This is a genomic window from Massilioclostridium coli (assembly GCF_900095865.1).
GTDB lineage: Bacteria > Bacillota > Clostridia > Oscillospirales > Ruminococcaceae > Massilioclostridium > Massilioclostridium facile.
In genome coordinates this window covers 1592982-1611326 of sequence record NZ_FMIZ01000007.1, presented here as the reverse complement: position 1 = coordinate 1611326, position 18345 = coordinate 1592982, and the positions used below count along the sequence as shown (strand labels likewise).

Annotated in this window: 8 protein-coding genes; 3 read left to right on the top strand and 5 right to left on the bottom strand. The window is 37.6% G+C overall.

The window, feature by feature from the left end; translation table 11 throughout:
- Positions 1-116: 116 nt before the first annotated feature.
- Complete coding sequence (locus BQ2683_RS12300; RefSeq protein ID WP_069989298.1) at positions 117-3551, top strand: glycosyl hydrolase; 3435 nt, start codon at positions 117-119, stop codon at positions 3549-3551.
- Positions 3552-3673: 122 nt separating this feature from the next.
- On the opposite strand, the gene BQ2683_RS12295 is transcribed toward BQ2683_RS12300, so the two are convergent.
- From BQ2683_RS12295 to BQ2683_RS12280, 4 genes are all read right to left on the bottom strand, one after another.
- Positions 3674-5269 carry an ABC transporter permease/substrate-binding protein gene (locus BQ2683_RS12295; RefSeq protein WP_235843922.1) on the bottom strand — a complete coding sequence of 532 codons (1596 nt, stop codon included), beginning with the start codon at positions 5267-5269 and terminating at the stop codon, positions 3674-3676.
- On the bottom strand, positions 5253-6398 hold the full coding sequence (locus tag BQ2683_RS12290) for an ABC transporter ATP-binding protein (RefSeq protein WP_069989296.1): 1146 nt from the start codon (positions 6396-6398) through the stop codon (positions 5253-5255). The genes BQ2683_RS12295 and BQ2683_RS12290 overlap by 17 nt, the downstream gene beginning before the upstream one ends.
- Before the next feature lie 297 nt (positions 6399-6695).
- Positions 6696-7334 (bottom strand): superoxide dismutase, encoded by a 639-nt coding sequence (locus tag BQ2683_RS12285; protein ID WP_069989294.1) that lies wholly within the window; start codon positions 7332-7334, stop codon positions 6696-6698.
- Positions 7335-7915: 581 nt separating this feature from the next.
- Positions 7916-11746: a glycosyl hydrolase gene (locus BQ2683_RS12280; protein ID WP_069989293.1), complete on the bottom strand. Its 3831-nt coding sequence runs from the start codon at positions 11744-11746 to the stop codon at positions 7916-7918.
- Positions 11747-11916: 170 nt separating this feature from the next.
- Between BQ2683_RS12280 and BQ2683_RS12275 the strand changes: the two genes are divergently transcribed.
- Entirely contained in the window at positions 11917-12933 is a 1017-nt protein-coding gene (locus BQ2683_RS12275; RefSeq protein WP_069989292.1) for an AraC family transcriptional regulator, read from the top strand.
- A 46-nt stretch (positions 12934-12979) separates the two neighbouring features.
- Here BQ2683_RS12275 and BQ2683_RS12270 read toward each other — a convergent pair whose 3' ends face one another.
- Positions 12980-14035 carry an AraC family transcriptional regulator gene (locus BQ2683_RS12270; protein WP_069989290.1) on the bottom strand — a complete coding sequence of 352 codons (1056 nt, stop codon included), beginning with the start codon at positions 14033-14035 and terminating at the stop codon, positions 12980-12982.
- Positions 14036-14209: 174 nt separating this feature from the next.
- Here BQ2683_RS12270 and BQ2683_RS12265 point away from each other — a divergent pair, with 174 nt between their 5' ends.
- Positions 14210-18172: an alpha-L-rhamnosidase-related protein gene (locus BQ2683_RS12265; RefSeq protein WP_069989288.1), complete on the top strand. Its 3963-nt coding sequence runs from the start codon at positions 14210-14212 to the stop codon at positions 18170-18172.
- Positions 18173-18345 lie beyond the last annotated feature (173 nt).

The window sequence follows — 18345 nt, the reverse complement described above, 5'->3', positions numbered from 1 at the left end:
GTCATAGTTTTTGCACAATTCCCTCCAATTGTTTTGTTGTTAAAAATAAATATAATAAAAATCAAGTTCATTTTTATGAATCAACAATAAAACGATTTTAAAATTGGAGGAAGAGTATGAAACAGTTGAAACGAATGTTAGCCTGTGTGATTGCAGCGGCTGTTGCGATACCTACAGTAGCGGCAAGCCTGCCAGCAACAGCTGCAGAACAGGATTCATCAATTAGCATGGTGGATAAGTTCCGTAATCCGGATAACCAAGCCCAAGGAATGTTCCGGTTTTGGTTACCAGATGCTTCGGTGGATCAATCAGTATTGGAAGCGCATTTCAAAGCAATTCAGGAAGCTGGATTTAGCGGAGTGGAAATTGCACATGTGCCTTATAGTAGGGTAGAAGGTGACCTTGCAACCAATGGTTGGGGGACACCAGCATGGCAACAAGCTTTGATTAAGGTGTACAAAGCAGCTAACGCAGTTCCAGGAGAATTTAATGTGGATTTAACGGTATGTACCCAATGGCCAGCAGCTTTGGATACGATTGATCCAAACGATGATGCTGCTTCCCAGGAATTGCAGATGACTTATCAAAAAATTACTACAACAGGAATCAACGATTTATCGTTGCCTCAAACCAAACTGGCAACAGAATCTGGGGAGTCCTTTATTTTCGCAGACCATTTTGTAGCGGCTACGATTGCAAAGGTAAGTGAGGTAACAGAAAAAGGATTAGTATTAGACAATAGTACCATGCAGGATGTTAGCAATCTTACTACCCAAGCAGAAAAACAAACACCTGCAGGAATTCCAAACCCGGATGATGAATATTGCCAACAGTTATATCATAATGCCGGTGTTACTTTGGACGTATCTGGCTGGGGTGATAAACAAAAATTGCAAGATCAGCAGTATTATTATCAAACCGATTTATCTTCTGTTCCAGAATTAAATGGTTATACTCCTTCTACTGGTGATGATATCCAGGCAGGGGATTGGGTTGTATTTAGTTTTTACCGCCGTGGTACAGGGGATACTGTTTCACCATCTGGTCCGTTTGGAGAGATGGGAGTAATCGGAAAATCATTTGCAACCTGTGGGACGGTATTGGATAGTTACAGCCAAACCGGGGTATCTACTTTAATTGATTTTTGGAACAACAATATTTTAAATGAAGAACTGATCTCTTTGATGCAGCAACGCGGAGGCAATATCTTTGAGGATTCATTGGAAGCAAATAATGCTACTATGTTTTGGAATAAAGATATGTTAAATTCGTTCCAGGAAGTATTAGGGTATGATGTGACAAAATATTTACCTTACTTATTTAGTGAGTTAAATGGAATCACATCTAATGAAGGAAATGAGCAGGACTTTATCCAAGACCGTGGTTTGGTAGAGGATTACCTTTATAATAATGTGCACTTAAAATCTCTACAGGATTGGGCAAAAACATTTGGATATGGGTTAAAAACCCAGAGTTATGCCCATTACGGTTCTATGGACCATGGGCTTGCAGCAGCCACAGTAGACGTAGCGGAAGGGGAAACGATTGAGTTTGGAAAATCCTTTGACCGTTTCCGTACTGTTGCTACAGGAGTACATACAGCAGGAAAAAATTTAATTTCAGATGAAACATTGGGAAATGGTGCACCATATACCTTAACCTGGAAACAGGATGTTGCTACCCTCAATGCGGAATTTGCTGCTGGTGTAAACAGGATCATTATCCATGGATATTCTTATCCAAATACAGAAAATAGGAATGTTCCCGGAAAAGATTCTGCCGATGTATGGCCAGGATGGACCACTTTCGTTTCCACTGGGGACTGTTGGGGAACTCGTCAGATTTCCTGGCAGAATATTGATATTTTCTCTGACTATATCGCACGGACAGAGGCAATTTTACAATCTGGAATTTCAAAGGCTGATCTAGCGATTTTAACACCAGCTTTTGATGAGACTCATCAATCCTTATCCGGAGCCAATGATGGAAGAGAAAACGATTTATCTTCTTATACAGCTTTGTTGGATCAGGGGTATACTTATGAAGTGTATACAGAGGGTGTTCTGAATATGGAAGAATGTTCTGTAACCAATGGAGTATTAAATGCAGATGGTTCCGAGGCGAAAGCGTTTATCGTAGATAATCTGGATACATTACAATTGGAAACAGTACAAAAACTTTATCAGATGGCGCAACAGGGGCTTCCTGTTATTTTTGCGGGAAGCTTACCGGAAAAAGTAAAAGGTTCTGATACTAACCAGACAGGTTCTATAAACGGATCCAGCAGTGAATTGCAAGAAACTGTATCCAAAATGCAGCAGTTGGATAATGTGTATTTCGTACAGGATATGGATTCTTTGTTTGGTATATTAAAAGAACAACAGCTTTCTCCAAACGCTAGTTATTCCCAAAAAGATGTAAGGGTAAACCTCCATCAGGATACGGACGGCAGTAACTACTATTACTTGTATAATGATAACGGAAAACCTGTTACCTTTGATGTTACTTTTAATGGTATAGGAGTTCCATATCAGTTGGATGCTTGGACAGGGGAAATAGAACCAATTGCCTGCTATCAAAAACAGAATGATAAAGTTTCTATGACAGTGACTTTAGATGCTGGAGAAGCAGATTTTATCGCAATTTCCAATGACCAGCAAGAGTTTGGAGAAACAAATTCTGTATGGGCAACCGATGCGGATACTACCGTAAATTATACAGAAAACGGAATGGAAATTCGAGCAACACAGCCAGGAAAATATCATACTGCATTTTCAGATGATACCTATAAGACCATAACAGTGGATGAGATTCCAGAACAAATGAATTTGACTGATTGGAATTTATCCATTGAAAGTTGGGGGCCAGATGTGGAAGCCAACCAAACGGATTTGACTGCTTCCAAAAAGACCACAGTGGATTTTGGCTCGGTTGGTTTAGGGCTGTGGAAGGATATTCCAGCTACAGCGGAACAGCTGGCTAAATTGGAAGTTGATGAAATGGGAAATGTCAGTGGTATTGGCACCTACACTACTACTATAAATCTTCCAGATAACTGGGATAACCATTCGTCTGGATATTATTTGAACTTCTCCCATAACAATGATATGATTACTAATATTTATGTAAATGGCAATCAGATTCATCATATTAATCAATCCAGTGACCAAGTGGATATTGGTAAATATCTGCAACCAGGAGAAAACTCCATACAAATTGAGTTAACAACCACAATGTCCAATCGTATTTTGTACGAAGCAGACCCAGATTCTCTGTTTAGTAAACTCAGTTTTATTAATAAAACTTGTGATTTTGGTTTAACAGATGTGACATTAACTCCTTATGTAATGGAAACCGTGTATGAAAATTCACAGGAAGAACCAATACCATCTCAGCCAGGGGAATCCTCTCAACCAGAATCTTCAACAGATTCTACTTCAAGTACTGATGGACAGAATAGTCCACAAACAGGAGATGTATTTCCAATTGTAGGGGCTGCTGCACTATTAGTAGCGGGAGCTGGAATTGTATTTTTAAAACGGAAAAAATAATCTTGCCATAAGAAAAACACCGGTATAAAATACCGGTGTTTTTTGATGAACTAAATAAAAAACTGGTTTTAATTTATCCTAACACTTATTGGAATCAGTAAATTATAAAGCCAGAAAACAGATTAAGCTGATATCAATCCTTTTTCCACTAAAAATTCATGAGCGACATCTTTTGCGTCCATTCCATCAATATCAACTTTTGAGTTTAAAGAACGCATAGTTTGTTCATCAAATAATCCTTCCATTTTTGCTAGCACAGGTTCTAATTCAGGGAATTTATCTAATGTTTCCTGACGGACTACATTTGCTGCATAGTATGGAGGGAAGAAATGGATATCATCCTCAATTAAGGTTAACCCCTGTTTTTCAATTAATGCATCTGTAGAAAAAGCATCAATGACATCAACTTCGTTGGAAGCTAAGGCGTTGTATCGAATTGCTCCTTCCAAGCCATTCACCGATTGGAAGCTAGTTCCAAATGTTTTTTCCATCAACGGTAAACAGTCTTCTCGTTGAGCAAAATTCACCGTACAACCCAACCGTAATTGATCCGAAACTTTCATCAATTCGGATAAAGTATGGACATTGTATTTTTCTGCAACATCTGGTTTCATTGCCATAACATAGGTATTATTAAAGCCCAATGGTTGTGATAACTGAAGATTATAATTATCTTTCATTGCTTTAGAAGCTTGGTCATATACTTCTTGAGGATCGGTTGTTTCTATTTTTTGATGGAGGTAGTTTGGTAGGATGGAACCAGTATATTCCACATACATATCAGCATCTCCACTTTTAATTGCATTGAAGCAAACAATTCCACCATTCAGATTAAACCGTTGTTCCACCTCAATGTCTGTATTTTCTTCAATTAGTTCGCTGTACATGTACCCTAAAATAATAGTTTCTGTGAAATTACTAGATGCAACTGTAATCTTTTTTTCATTTTGGCTAGCAATTGTTTCAGATAGGGTAGTAATTGCAGGAATCAGCACAAGTAAACCACATAAGCAAAAAATAATAATTCTTTCCAAACGGCGTTTTTTCTTTGGAATATTCTGTATCTGATCCGCTGGCATGAGACCTTCTGGTGTAACAGCGTGTTCCAAACGCCCTAACAGAAAATCAATTCCTAAAGCCAATAGTGAAGCTGGAATTGCTCCTAATAATACCAATCCAATATTTTGCGAATTTAAACCCAAATTGATAAACCAGCCTAATCCACCAGCACCTGCAAAAGCGGCAATGGTCATGGTACCAACTGCGGCAACTGCAGAAATACGGATACCGGACATAATAAATGGTGCAGCAATTGGCAGTTCAATTCGGAACAACCGTTTCCATTTTGTTAACCCCAAACCTTTTGCGACCTCTATTGTTTTGGGATCAATACTGATAATACCAGTGTAAGTATTTTTAATAATTGGCAGCAGGGCATAAATAATGACCATAAAAATCGCTGGCTTGGTGCCAATTCCTAAAAATGGTACAGAAAAAGCCAATAACGCAATGGAAGGAATCGATTGCATAATATTTGCAATTCCAATTACAATTTTAGAAATCGTTTTATTCCTGGTAATAAGTACACCAATTGGAACACCAATTGCCAAAGAAATGAATACCGCCAATGCAGTCATATTCATATGTTCTAGGAACAGCTGTAGTAGTTCCCCTTTTTTCTCCATAAATAACTGGAAAAACTCAGTCAATGATACCACTCCTTTCTTCGGAAGAACCTTCTGGAGTGAATTGACGGCTTAGGATAGAAAGCATTCTACCTTTGGTTAAAAATCCTTTTAAATTGGATTCATGGTCAATTACTGGTATAATTCCAGAAATATTATAATCTATGGTAGATATGATTTTTTTCAAAGAGGTATCATTAAATACAGAAATGTAATCATCAGAGACGTAGTTTCTGATTTTGTCATTGTCATTTTTAATTTTACGTAAATCATTCATCCAAACAACGCCTTTTAATTTGCCATCCTCTGTAACTAAAAGGCTATCCACGTTATAGTGTCCCATAATATGAATTGCCTGAATTACAGTGCGTTCCCCAGAAGCCTGTACTGGACGCTTTAACATAATGTCTTCCGCTTTTACAAACTCAGGATTGCTCCACAACTTATTTTTACCAATAAATTCTTCCACATAGCTATTCGCTGGATGTTTTAAAATTTCTTCAGGGCGGTCACATTGCACAATATGGCCGTTTTGAATAATACAAATCCTAGTGGCTAGTTTAATTGCCTCGTCCATATCATGAGTGACAAACACAACAGTTTTATGGGTGCGATTTTGTAGATGGAATACTTCATCTTGTAATTCATTCCTTGTTACTGGATCCAAGGCAGAAAAAGGTTCATCCATCAGTATGACAGGAGGATCTGTTGCAAAGGCACGGGCAACCCCCACTCTTTGTCGTTGTCCCCCTGAGAGTTGTGATGGATATAAATCACGGTAGATTCCAGGTTCCAGAGCTACCATTTCTAACATTTCATCCACACGGTTCTGAATATCTTGTTTGGAGAACCCAGCTAATTTCATAGTAAGCGCAATATTATCCCCTACTGTCATATGGGGAAACAGTCCACCTTCCTGAACAACATATCCGATTTGTTTTGGAAGGTCCGACTCTTTTATTTTTTTCACAGACGTTCCATCAATCAACAGTTCGCCGCGGTCAATGGAATTTAATTTATTAATCATTTTTAAAAGGGTGGTTTTTCCACATCCACTGGCACCAATTAATACAAAGAATTCATCATCGTTAATGGTCAAGTTGATATTTGCTAGAACAGATTTGTTTTTATAGGATTTATAAACACCTTTAAATTCAATCATCCTGCTATCTCTCCTTTCCACATACTAGTATAGTGTAACATCATTTTATGTAAAGAGTAAATTTATTTCTCATGGATTGTATTAAAATCATATTAAAATTTAGAAAAATAAATAAAAAATTAAATAATTAGCTATAATTTATTTAAATAGATAAAAATAAAAAGCTCAATTATGATGAACATAATTGAGCTTAAAAAATGGTGAAAATATTAGTTACATAAAAATAATTGAAATAAATAAGATACAAACAATCCATGCAAGATATAGAATCAGTAATTTTTAATTGGGAATCGTTATTTAAATTGACTTGTGCAACGAAATGCCAAGAAAATTTTGCTCTGCTTGATTCCAATCTACAATTTTGAACCAATCGTCAACATATCCGCTACGGACATTGTAATGTTTTAGATAATACGCATGTTCCCATACGTCTATTGTAAGAATAGGGAAAAGTCCTTGTTCAAGAGGACAATTTTGATTAGAGGTTGTAATCATTTTTAATTTGCACCTATTTGATACGAGCCAGGTATAACCAGAACCAAATACAGATAGCGCAGATTTTTTAAACTCTACTTTAAAATTATGAAAACTCCCGAATTGGCAGTTGATTTTTTGAATTAGTTTCCCTTCTGGCTCTTTTTCTATGGGAGGTGCTATTCCTTGAAAGAAGAAACGATGATTATAGACTCCTCCCGCATTATTTCGTATAGATATTTGTAGTTTTTTCGGTAAATTTCCTGCGATTTTAATCAGCTGTTCTAAGGATAGCTTTTGTAGTTTTGGCTGGTCTTTTAAAATAGCGTTTAAGTTATCAATATAAGTTTGCAGATGCTTATCATGATGTAAGTACATTGTTTTTTCATCAATAAATGGTTCAAGGGCATTATAGGCATATAATAATGGTAAATTAAAAAATGGATAATAACTATTTTCCATAAAGAACCTCCCTTATTATTTGTTAGGACGATAGAAATATATGCGTCCATTTTTGATAGTATGAAAGTTGCATATTGATATTGAAATAAAAAACATGGTATTAATTTTTATCCACTATTATATAAAGGAGTAAAGTCATTCATGAAGTGATAATATCATAATTTCCAAAAGGGATTGATGCTTAAAGAATGATATCTTTTCTATTATGGAAATTCAAAAAGAAATGACTGTTGAATGTAAGAGTTCTTTTTTATACTTTACAAAATTTTGTTTTTGTTACGTAAAATAGAAACAATAGATATCTGATTCATCCTATGTTAATGAGCTTATGCTATCAAATATCTTGTAGTAATAGATAAAAGAAAAGAATCCAAACATTACTAGTGTAAAGTATTTTGAAATAGATTTGCATGAACAGGATATAAAGATAGATATAAAAAATCTTCGATGAGTAAATGAATCATCGAAGATTTGGGCTTGTACTACTAAAAAGATCACCACAATAAATGCAAGACCATTGCTTACAAAAGTCATGACCACCCCTCTTAGGGGTGGTCATGACTTAAAAAGAGAAGATAAAACTATTTTTTCTTTCTGGAAAGGATCAATGTTATACCAGCGATTGCTATTGTTGCAATACCTGCAATTGGGACAAAGTCTCCTGTTTTTGCTGCATTCGCTTTGGTTGTCGTCGTTTCCTGTCCTGTCTGTACTCCTTCTTCTGTTGGTTTTGTAGATGGTGTTTCTGTTGTTCCACCTTCTACTGCTACTAAGCCATCCATGGCAGCCTGTACATTTGCTACTGCTGTATTTACTTCTTCTTGGCTTGCGTTTTCATCCGCCATTACTTCATTCGCTTTTTCTACTGCTGCTTGAAGTGTTGCATAGCTTTCTTCTGTGTATGCGTTTGCATCCACTTTGCTTGCTTCTGCAAGGACTTCTTCCAGGATGGACTTATCTGCTTTGTATCTCAAGTTCAACATTGCGTTTAACAGGTTGTCCGCTGCTTCATTTACTTCTGCCTGCATAGCGTCTCCATCTTGGTATACTGCCTGTGCCGCTTCTAATGCTGCAGTGAATTCCGCTTTGCCTGTTTCTACATAACGGTCAAGTTCCGCGTTGATTCCGTTTGCTGCTTCGATTAAGGATGCCAATGTTGTTTTATCCCCTGCTACAAAGCCTAGTTTGTGAATTTCGTTCAACAGGGTTTTCCATGCTTGGTTAATTGTTTCTTGGCTTGCATTATGATCTGCTGCTATTGTTTTTGCTTCTTCCAACGCTTTATCAAAGGATTTCTGTACGCTTTCAATAGCATTGTCATATTCTCCACTTGCTTTTGCATTTTCTGCATAAGCAATGACAGAATTTAAAATCCCTTTGTCCACTAATTCAATTTCTGTTACCTGGTATGGAGTTAATACAACTGGTCCCATCATTCCATATTCATCTGGTTTTCTGGTATCAGTTGGATTTGCTACTAAAACTGCATTCAATAAAGTGGAAGCAACTTCTACTGTAATGGTGTTCTCTCCGAATTTTAGATATTTTCCAATATCAATAGTAGTGTCAATCTGACTTACTGGTACCTGTGTTCCATTTACATAAATTTGATAGGAATCCACTACATCCCCTAAACTGATGATAGCTCCTGTGCCTTCTTCCCAGCCTTGTTCCAGGTTAAAGCTGGTTGTATAGGTTCCGATTCCAGATACATTTTCTAAACCAGAGATTTCTGTCCATGGTTTTAATCCGTCTACCGTACCAACATCAATTGTTGTTTTCTTGGTATCTGTTGGGGTATCCCCTTTACTCCAGCTTTCTACAGACAGGTTCCAGCTGGAAAGTTCCATTGGGGCAGCAACTTGTTCTGTCTCGACTAAAACCTTCTTGTTATTACTTAAGGTAACTGTTTCTGTACCAGCTTCATATGATTTTGCCAGTATAGTTTGTCCGTCAAATTCTGTATCCAGGTTTGATTTAGTTACATAGGTAGAATGTTCCTGACCCCAATCTTCATTGGTCAATGCAACCATAATGGAATCGTTTCCAGCGATCGTAACAGGGATGGTAACACTATTACCATTGCGGGTATATTGGCTTACAGGGGTAACTTCACCAGTCCAGGTATTGAGGAAATATGGTATTCCAGAACCTTGTAAGGTTACTTCAGTTGTAACAGGCTGAATCTCTTTTGCAGTTGGATAGTTATCCGCATTGCCATAATTATAAAGGTAATAGAAATCAGTAGAATCTGTTTGGCGATGGACATTGATTACATAATCCTGTTGGCTGTAAGAAACATCTGGTGTAACGCCTAACTGTTCCAATGCCTGTGGGACAGAAGCAGTGTCGGATACTTGGACAACAGAGTCACAAGCCATAATTTCGGATACAATACCAGCAATATCGGCATTTTCACAGAAAGCATCCTGAGAAGGGGCATCTCCAACAATAATGATAGGGAAGCCCTGTTTTGCATAGTTTAACAACTGGTTGGCAGCATCTACAGTTAAAGTTTCCTGCTGATTTAAAATGATAGCTTTATAAGCAGGGCCAGATGCATCCAAACGTCCATTGGAAACAACAGCATTTTCCAGGGATAAGGCAGATGGGCTAACAAAATCATAGGTATAGCCGTTTTGAGTTAACAATTCGTCATCTTGATATACTCTAATTCTATCAAAATTATCGGTAGTAGAACTTTCTCCTAGGGTATAGAAAGAATGGTTGTAAATTGCTAAATCCACTTTTGATTCGCCTTGGCGCAAGATATATTGATTACGAGCAATGTAATCAATATAGTTTTGTGCATGTTTCCAGCTAGGTAAGCGATCTCCCCAACTGTTTGAGAAAGAATTAGGAGCTCCCATACCTTCAAACCCAGGCCATTGAGTTCCCGCTACATAACCATTTTCATTACCTTCTCCATCGTATTGTCCGTTATAGGAATATCCATGGAATACAATCTGGTTGACCCCACCTGCAAATGCCCGTTGAACATGCCATATTTGGTCATCCCAGGTTTGCTGATAGTTGCCAGCCCCTTCTTCGCCATTTCCTCTATGCAATATCCAAGAACCAAGATTCATATCGTATTCAGCGGATGCTTCAATTGAATAGAGCTTTTTATCTGTCATATGGACAGTTCCAGACTGCAAACGGTAAAAATCAAAGAAGTCTCTTCCATACAGAGTTTCTGTCTCTGGAATATCCACATATATTGCTGTTTGTGCTAATTCCAAAGTTTTTCCATAAGAAGTCTGGTAACGGAGGTCTACCCCGTGTTTTTCACAGAATTCGGATAATGGTTTTAGATGGTTTTCGATATACAACTGGGTTAATGTATCTTTATAATCATTTTGTAGGGCATCACTATTTTTATTAAATTGGAAGTCTGGTTTTGGTTCTCCAGTATAGTCCGCACGAGAATCGGTATCATAAATTGCTGGCAAATAAGCGGTAAGATCGTAGTTTTTATACGCTTTAAAATCATCTAGAAAACCTAAAGTCCAATCGAGATGGGTTCTAAATTCCAAAGAATCAATAAACAAGGCAGAGGTGTTTTTAAAATCCTCTCCGTAGTATGGAAGGAGGTTATTTTCCCAGTAATCAATAATTGCCTGGGAACCTGCTTTTCCAAAGTGGTCTACCTGATAATTATCGTATGTTTTATTTCCAGAAGGATGTTGCCACCAGCCAAATAATACATATTCCCCATCATCTTCTGGAGTAAAGTTTACTGTATAGTCGGTTGGGTCATCGCTGTTTTGAACAACCTGGGTTTCCATATTTAATGTTTGAGCGGAATCATAATCTAAAATATTATTTTCCTTATCCACATATTTTGCTACGGTAACAGCCAGTAGAACAGGAGTTCCAGTGTCTAGTTCTGTAGCTACAGGGACTTTTCCGTTGTATGGATTATTTTTGGTGATACCATCCACATGATTAGCGTCCACTTCCATTTGCGCTCCTGAGTTTGGGTCGTCTAAATCTTTGATAGTGGGTAGAGCCAAAGGCCATGCCGGAGTCATGGTAAAATCAATGGTAAAATTATATTTTCCAGCTACTTGGAGCATATGTTTAATCATTTCATTCCATTGGTCTGTGCCCCAATCAATAGAAGAGCTTCCTTCAGCTCCTCCAATAGAAACTGGTACAACTTCAGCACCGCTAAATCCAGCTTCAGACATGGATTTGATTTCCATTTCAATTTCTGATTTTGTCATATGGGAACCTGGAACCCACCACCTTGTCTTTGGACGATTTTCGCCGGATGGGTCCTTAAATTCTTGTAAAAAGGAATTTTCTGTTGTTGAATTGGAAGAATCTACTGCAAATACAGAAGTAGTAGAGCCTACCATTAGAGCAGCTAAGCAGATAGCAACCCCTTTTTTAACCATATTCTTCATTTATTTTCCCTCACATTCATAAAAAATTACCTGATCAGGATTGCCTGTAGTTTATAAATGATTTCCATTGACATGTCTGTGAATATATTATACAATAAGTACAATCAGAAAGATAGTTCCAAATCAGAAAACTATTTTCATCTTTTTCAGAAATAAGGAAAGGGAAAGTAATGGATGAAATACAAAAAATAGTTCAACAATATGTTCATCGGCATAAAGAATGGTGTGGTTCTCCTCCTAAGTACAATAGAGAAAAACAAGATTATCATGAAACCGAACAATGTTTAAGAAATACTTATTTTACTTTTTCAGAAAATAAATATTTCTTGTCAAATGAGGTTATTCATATCTCAGTCGATCAAATTCGAGAGTGGGACGTTCTCTACCATACCATAAAACGTCAGAATATATTCCATAACCATGAATTTTTTGAGCTGTTTTATGTGTATTCTGGAAAATGTATTAGTACAATTGACGATGTTCCAATGGAATTTCAGAAAGGAGATATTGGACTGTATTCCCCAAAAGCGATACATTGCATGAAAACGCCAGATGATGGGGATGTGGTCATCAATGTTTTAATCCGAAAAAATTTATTTGACCAAACCTTTTTAAATATGGCAGATGATAACGATTTAATTACCGGCTTTTTTATGGATGCATTGTACAATCCAAACAGCAACCAGAAACATGTTGTTTTTAAAAGGGAACAGACAACGATCGCCCCCAGTATTGTTATACAAATGCTATATGAGTATCAGAAAAATGATATGTTTTGCCAAAATATATTATCCGCTTATTTGGTTTGTTTATTGTCTGATTTAGCACGTAGCTATACCAACCGGTTATCCCATGTGCCAATGCACCGGAATAACTTACCGATTACTTCCTTGCTTTCCTATATCAACGAGCACTATCAAACCATTACCTTGGAGGAATTAGCGGAACAGTTCCATTATTCCACCCGTACTATCAGCAATTTTATCCAGAGGGAAACAGGAAAAACTTTTCGGGAAACCTTACAAAACTATCGGCTAATCCACGCCTGCCGTTATTTAACCAAAACAGATATTTCACTAAATGACTTACCGGAATTGGTTGGCTATTCCCAAAGAACTGCGTTTGAACGGATTTTTAAAAAATATTTCCATTGTACGCCAGCACAGTATCGGAAAAACCACCAATAGCCTTTATAAGAAAACAGGAACCTGCCATGTGACAAGTTCCTGTTTATTATTGGTGTTGTTTTCGATATTGCGACATCGTCATGCCAATTTCCTGTTTAAATACAGTGGATGCGAATTTTATGCTGTAACCTACTTCCTCTGCAATCTTACTGACAGGCATTTTGGTGGTAGAAAGTAAGCGTTTCATTGCTTGAATACGGGCTTCTTTTTGCAGTTCGGAGAATTTTTTTCCGGTATGTTTGTGAAGATAATAAATCATATTGCGAGGGGAATAGTGAAAATACTCTGCCATTTTTGCCAGTGTCCCATCTGCATAATGATTAGAAATATATTCCATAATCTGAATTTGGGTTAAATCAAGTTGTTCCAGGTTCAATTCCTTTCCATATTCAGCAGCAAGCTGGGTTAAAAATCCTAACAATAAGATTTTTAGATATTTTTGTGTCCCTTCATTAGATTTATTGCTAAAATATTCTACAATCATTTTTTGTAGATAAAATTCGATACTACTTCCTGGTTCACAATGGGACAGCATATATGGATTTTCCAACTCTTTATCCTGCAAAGAATCCACAAAAAAGTGGGTAATAGGGTTATTATCCGCCAACATGGTTAAAAAAGTTTCTTTTAATAAAGAAGGGCGGATCAGGATATTAAAGATAATATCGGTTTCTTCTGGTTTGATAATATTGTGTACGGATTGCAGGCTATACAAGCAGATATCCCCCTGCTGAAATTCCCGATATTGTCCTTCGATTGTAGAGTAACATTTCCCCTGGTACACATAAAAAAATTCAAAAAATTCGTGGGTATGGTAGGGAGGAGTAACTGGAAAATCAGGGATAGCGATTAGGGGAATTTCAGCATTTACAGAAAAATCTTCTAACAAAGGTTTCGTATATTTACTATCAAAAATAATTGCAATGTCCTGCCCAGGTTCAAAAAAATTTTCTGTTTGGTAAATGGTTATCTCGTGGCCATCCCATTGTTGAACAGGATGTTGTAATTGATGTTTTTTTAAACGGTTGCGCAATTGCTCCTGAGTATTTAGTTCATGCTTTACAATCCCTTTGAGTTGTTTGATTAGATTATCTTTTTCCATCGTACATTTCACAGCCTTTTTCTCGGTTACTTTTATTATAAAGGTTGTTTTTCCGCTCGTCAACAGTTTGCATTTTTTCAAACTTTTTTCAGATAGGTTTGCAGTTCTATGGATTTTTCTTTTTGATATTCTTCTGTAAAATAGAATTATCAAATCTGATAGGAGGAAAAACAGATGAAGAAAAACAAACGATTCCGTCAGCTGTTATCTGGACTATTGGCAGCAGCAGTTGTAACAACCAGTCTGATGGTCATTCCAGCACAAGCGGATCAACTACAAACTCCAACCAATTGGGGAGATGCCCATTGGATATGGAGCAGTGAGGACTTAGATGAAAATGGGCTTGCTTCCGCACAGGATGTGTGGATGGATTTCCGTCGTGATTTTACGTTGGATTCCATACCAGAACAGGCAGAATTGAACATAGCAGTGGACTCAAAATATTGGCTGTATGTCAATGGAAAAGAAGTCGTTTGGGAGGGTGGTGTTAAACGCGGCCCAAATCCGGATGATACTTATTACGATACAGTGGATATTACGGATTATCTAGTAACCGGAAAAAATACTATTGCCATTGAAACCTGGTATTGGGGTCATGATTCCGGTCACATTTTAGATAGCGGAAGCGGAGGGCTATTGGTATCTTCCAATTTGACTGATGCTAATACTGGGAAGTTAGTAGAAACCGGGGATGGACAATGGTGGAGTATGAAAAACCCCGCTAATCTCCACGATGCACAAGCGACAGCAAATTATATTCCAGAATCTAGTACTATCTATGATGGAGCTTTAGCGATAGATTGGACTGCTTCGGATTATATTCCATCTGAAGAAAATGGTTGGAACCGTGCTACAATAGTTGGGGAAGATAAAAATGATCCTGGATACGCAGGGGATGGACCCTGGAATGACCTAATAGAACGGCCTATTCCACAATGGAAAGATTATGGAAGAACTGAATTGGAACTAACTCCAGTGGATGGTTTTGCTGCACAAACCAATGTAAAACCAATTTCCGACCTTGGCGTTCAATCGGATACCTATTCGATCCAATCCGATTTACAGTTAACCACATACAATACGCCATACGGAAAAGCAGCGAATGCTACTTTTGTATTTGGAGCAAAATCTGATTTGGACTATTATGAGGCAACAATTGACTGTTTGGACTATTTAAATGGAGGAGATACTGCCAATTTAAGTATATCCCATAGTGGCGTACCGGTACAAACGGTAGATATCTCAGATGTGATTACTCCAGAAAACTACAAAGAGCTTATCCAATTAAAATTAGATGTTGCTAATGAGGAACAGGCTACATTATCTTTAAATGGTACAACAGTAGCAACCATTGATGCAAACCTTGCTTCCAATCAAATGTCTTTTGGATATCAAGGATATTTAGTATTGGGATACGCAAGAAGTTGTGTTACAGTGAAACAGCTTACGATTAGCGACACCACTGGGATTGTATACCAAACTGATTTCAGTGAAGAATCGGATGCAGAATTTTTCCCAGCAGCAAAAATCAACAATGGTTTAGAAATTACCACAATGGTGTTTTACAGTTATTACAGTTATGATGGGCAAAAATATGAAGCAAGACTTCCATACAATGCACAGATGGTTCCATACATTATTTTGGATGAAGGAACAGAAGCAGGTAAACAGATTAAAATATACAGCGATACTTATGATCAATCCAAAGAGAGAATTACTTATATTACCAAAGCAGGCACACAGGAGTATGAAGCAAAAAACTGGATTAACGGGGATTATTTATATATAGAGCTTCCAGATGGTGTTACGATAAAAGAGTTTGGGTTCCGCGAAACCGGTTATAATGTTCCATCAGGGGAAACTACAGATTTTGTCGGATATTTTGACAGCTCTGTCGAGGAAAACGATCCTTCTGTTACAGAATTTACTGGCGGACATACTTGGACAGAAAACCAAGTATGTACAGAGAACAATTTTTATGATGAATTGTGGAAAAAAGCGGCCAGAACACTATACGTTACGATCCGGGATACTTACATGGATTGCCCAGATCGGGAGAGAGGACAGTACATCGGGGATGCAATCAACGAAATTGAAGAAGCATTTTATTCTTTAGGTCCCTCCGTTAATAGTTTGAGTGAAAAAGCGATCCGTAATATTTGTGATTTTCAGTTTGAACACGAATACAATGGTAGGACTTATTATGTCATGAGTAATGTCCGCCCTGGTGTCCATGAACAGGAAATTGACATCCAATCATTAGGTACCGCCCATGCGGCATGGACATATTACCAATATACCGGAGACCAGGATGTGTTGGTGGATTGTTATCAGGCACTATATAACTATTTGACGAATTATGATATGGAATCCCAGGGTAATTATATTGGAACTGTAAAGCCAAGGGATCCAAATACAATGATTTACAACCGTTTAACAGGATGGAGCGACTGGGGAGATAACCAGGATAGCAGGATTGCCACTACTATGTGGTGGTATATTTCTGCTAGTAGTGTCCGTAAAATGGCAGACCTGGAAGGAGTTCCAGCAACTGAGGAACAAAAATTATGGATGGATGAACGTTTAGTTAGTATTGAACAGAACTTTGAAAAATTCTGGAATGAAGAATTACAGGCATATGCAACTAATTGGAATACTACTGACTGGTATAATCCTAAAGAATTAGAAAACAGTACCCATCTAGTAGATGAACGTGTCAATGCGCTGGCAATTGTATTTGGCCTAGTACCAGAAAACCGTTATAACGCAATACGGAATCTATTTATGGGGACAGAAACAACACCAGCTTATGAAAATGCCAGCATTTATATGGAGAAATACGTGATTCAAGCATTGTATTTGATGGGATACGACACTGATGCTATGAATCGCATGGAAAAACGTATGATAGAAATGGTCAATGTTTCTACTGATAGTACTTTATGGGAAAAGTGGGATAGAGCTGGTGGCACCAAAAACCATGGCTGGTCCGGCGGTAGTATGATTGCTATGTCCCGTTATGCAGCAGGTGTAGAACCAACTGGAGCAGGCTATTCCACCTGGCATGTGGTTCCTCAAATGGGTAACTTTGAATCCATCAATACCCGTGTACCGTCCGAAATCGGCAATATTGATGTAACCATCCATAAAACAGCAAATGGATTAAATATGACTGTGGTTTCTCCTGGAAACAACGCTGAAATTTGGGTTCCAATAGAATTAGGTCAGCAAGTAGTAGCGAGCAGGGGTGAATACAAGGGAATACAACAAGTACATCAAAAAAATTACGCTGTGTTTGAAGTTTCCGGTGCAGGAACTTATAGTTTTACTGCATCCCAAACAAATAAAGATATTTTGGATGCTGTAATTACCTATGCGGAAAACGCAAAAGCAAGTGGAGAATATGACAATGCCATCGAATCGGTACAAAAGTCCTTTGATAAAGCGTTGGAAGAAGCAAAAACAGTAGCAGCAGATCATAACGCAAGTCAGGAAACAATTAACCAAGCATGGAAAACCCTGTTGAACGAAATTCACAAACTAGGCTTTGTAGCAGGGGATAAAACAACATTGGCATCCTTAATCGAAGCAGCAAACGGAATCAACGCGGAACTTGACCGTTATGTAGAAACAGGCAAAGCGGAATTCACTGCAGCATTAGAAGCGGCACAGGCAGTATATGAAGATGGAGACGCTATGCAGGCAGAAGTAAATGAAGCAGCGGACAACCTGTTAAAAGCAATGTTGAATCTGAGATACAAAGCAGATAAATCCATCCTGGAAGAAGTACTTGCAGAAGCAAACAATATTGATGCGAATATATACACAGAAGAAAGCTATGCAGTATTACAAACAGCAATAGCGGAAGCGAATGAAGTAATGGCAAATGAAAACGCAAGCCAAGAAGAAGTAGATATAGCAGTAGCAAATCTACAAACCGCAATAGAAGGTTTGACTTCAATAGAAGAAATCGAAGATAAAACGTCATCTGCTGATAACAATGGTATCCAAATGGGACAAGAATCTACGATGCCAAAAGCAGATGCAGCAAAAACAGGTGATTGTGTTCCAATTTTTGGAATTGTAGTACTTACAATAGCAGGAGCCACAACACTGTTATTATGTAAAAAAAGATAATTCAGATAGTATTTAAATTTTATCTCTTCTATTCTCTTTCTTTTCCATAATAGCCCCTAACCTGATAATAAACCAGGTTAGGGGCTATTTTAGGAAATAAAACCCCCGACTGTGTCAGGGGTTCCCAAAAGCTTTAGCGGTGAGTATGCAAAAAAAAACTCCTTTTGGTAAAA

Coding starts and splice junctions, on each gene's coding strand:
- BQ2683_RS12300 (WP_069989298.1), top strand. CDS start 117: ATGAAACAGTTGAAACGAATGTTAGCCTGTGTGATTGCAGCGGCTGTT.
- BQ2683_RS12290 (WP_069989296.1), bottom strand. CDS start 6,398: ATGATTGAATTTAAAGGTGTTTATAAATCCTATAAAAACAAATCTGTT.
- BQ2683_RS12285 (WP_069989294.1), bottom strand. CDS start 7,334: ATGGAAAATAGTTATTATCCATTTTTTAATTTACCATTATTATATGCC.
- BQ2683_RS12280 (WP_069989293.1), bottom strand. CDS start 11,746: ATGAAGAATATGGTTAAAAAAGGGGTTGCTATCTGCTTAGCTGCTCTA.
- BQ2683_RS12275 (WP_069989292.1), top strand. CDS start 11,917: ATGGATGAAATACAAAAAATAGTTCAACAATATGTTCATCGGCATAAA.
- BQ2683_RS12270 (WP_069989290.1), bottom strand. CDS start 14,035: ATGGAAAAAGATAATCTAATCAAACAACTCAAAGGGATTGTAAAGCAT.
- BQ2683_RS12265 (WP_069989288.1), top strand. CDS start 14,210: ATGAAGAAAAACAAACGATTCCGTCAGCTGTTATCTGGACTATTGGCA.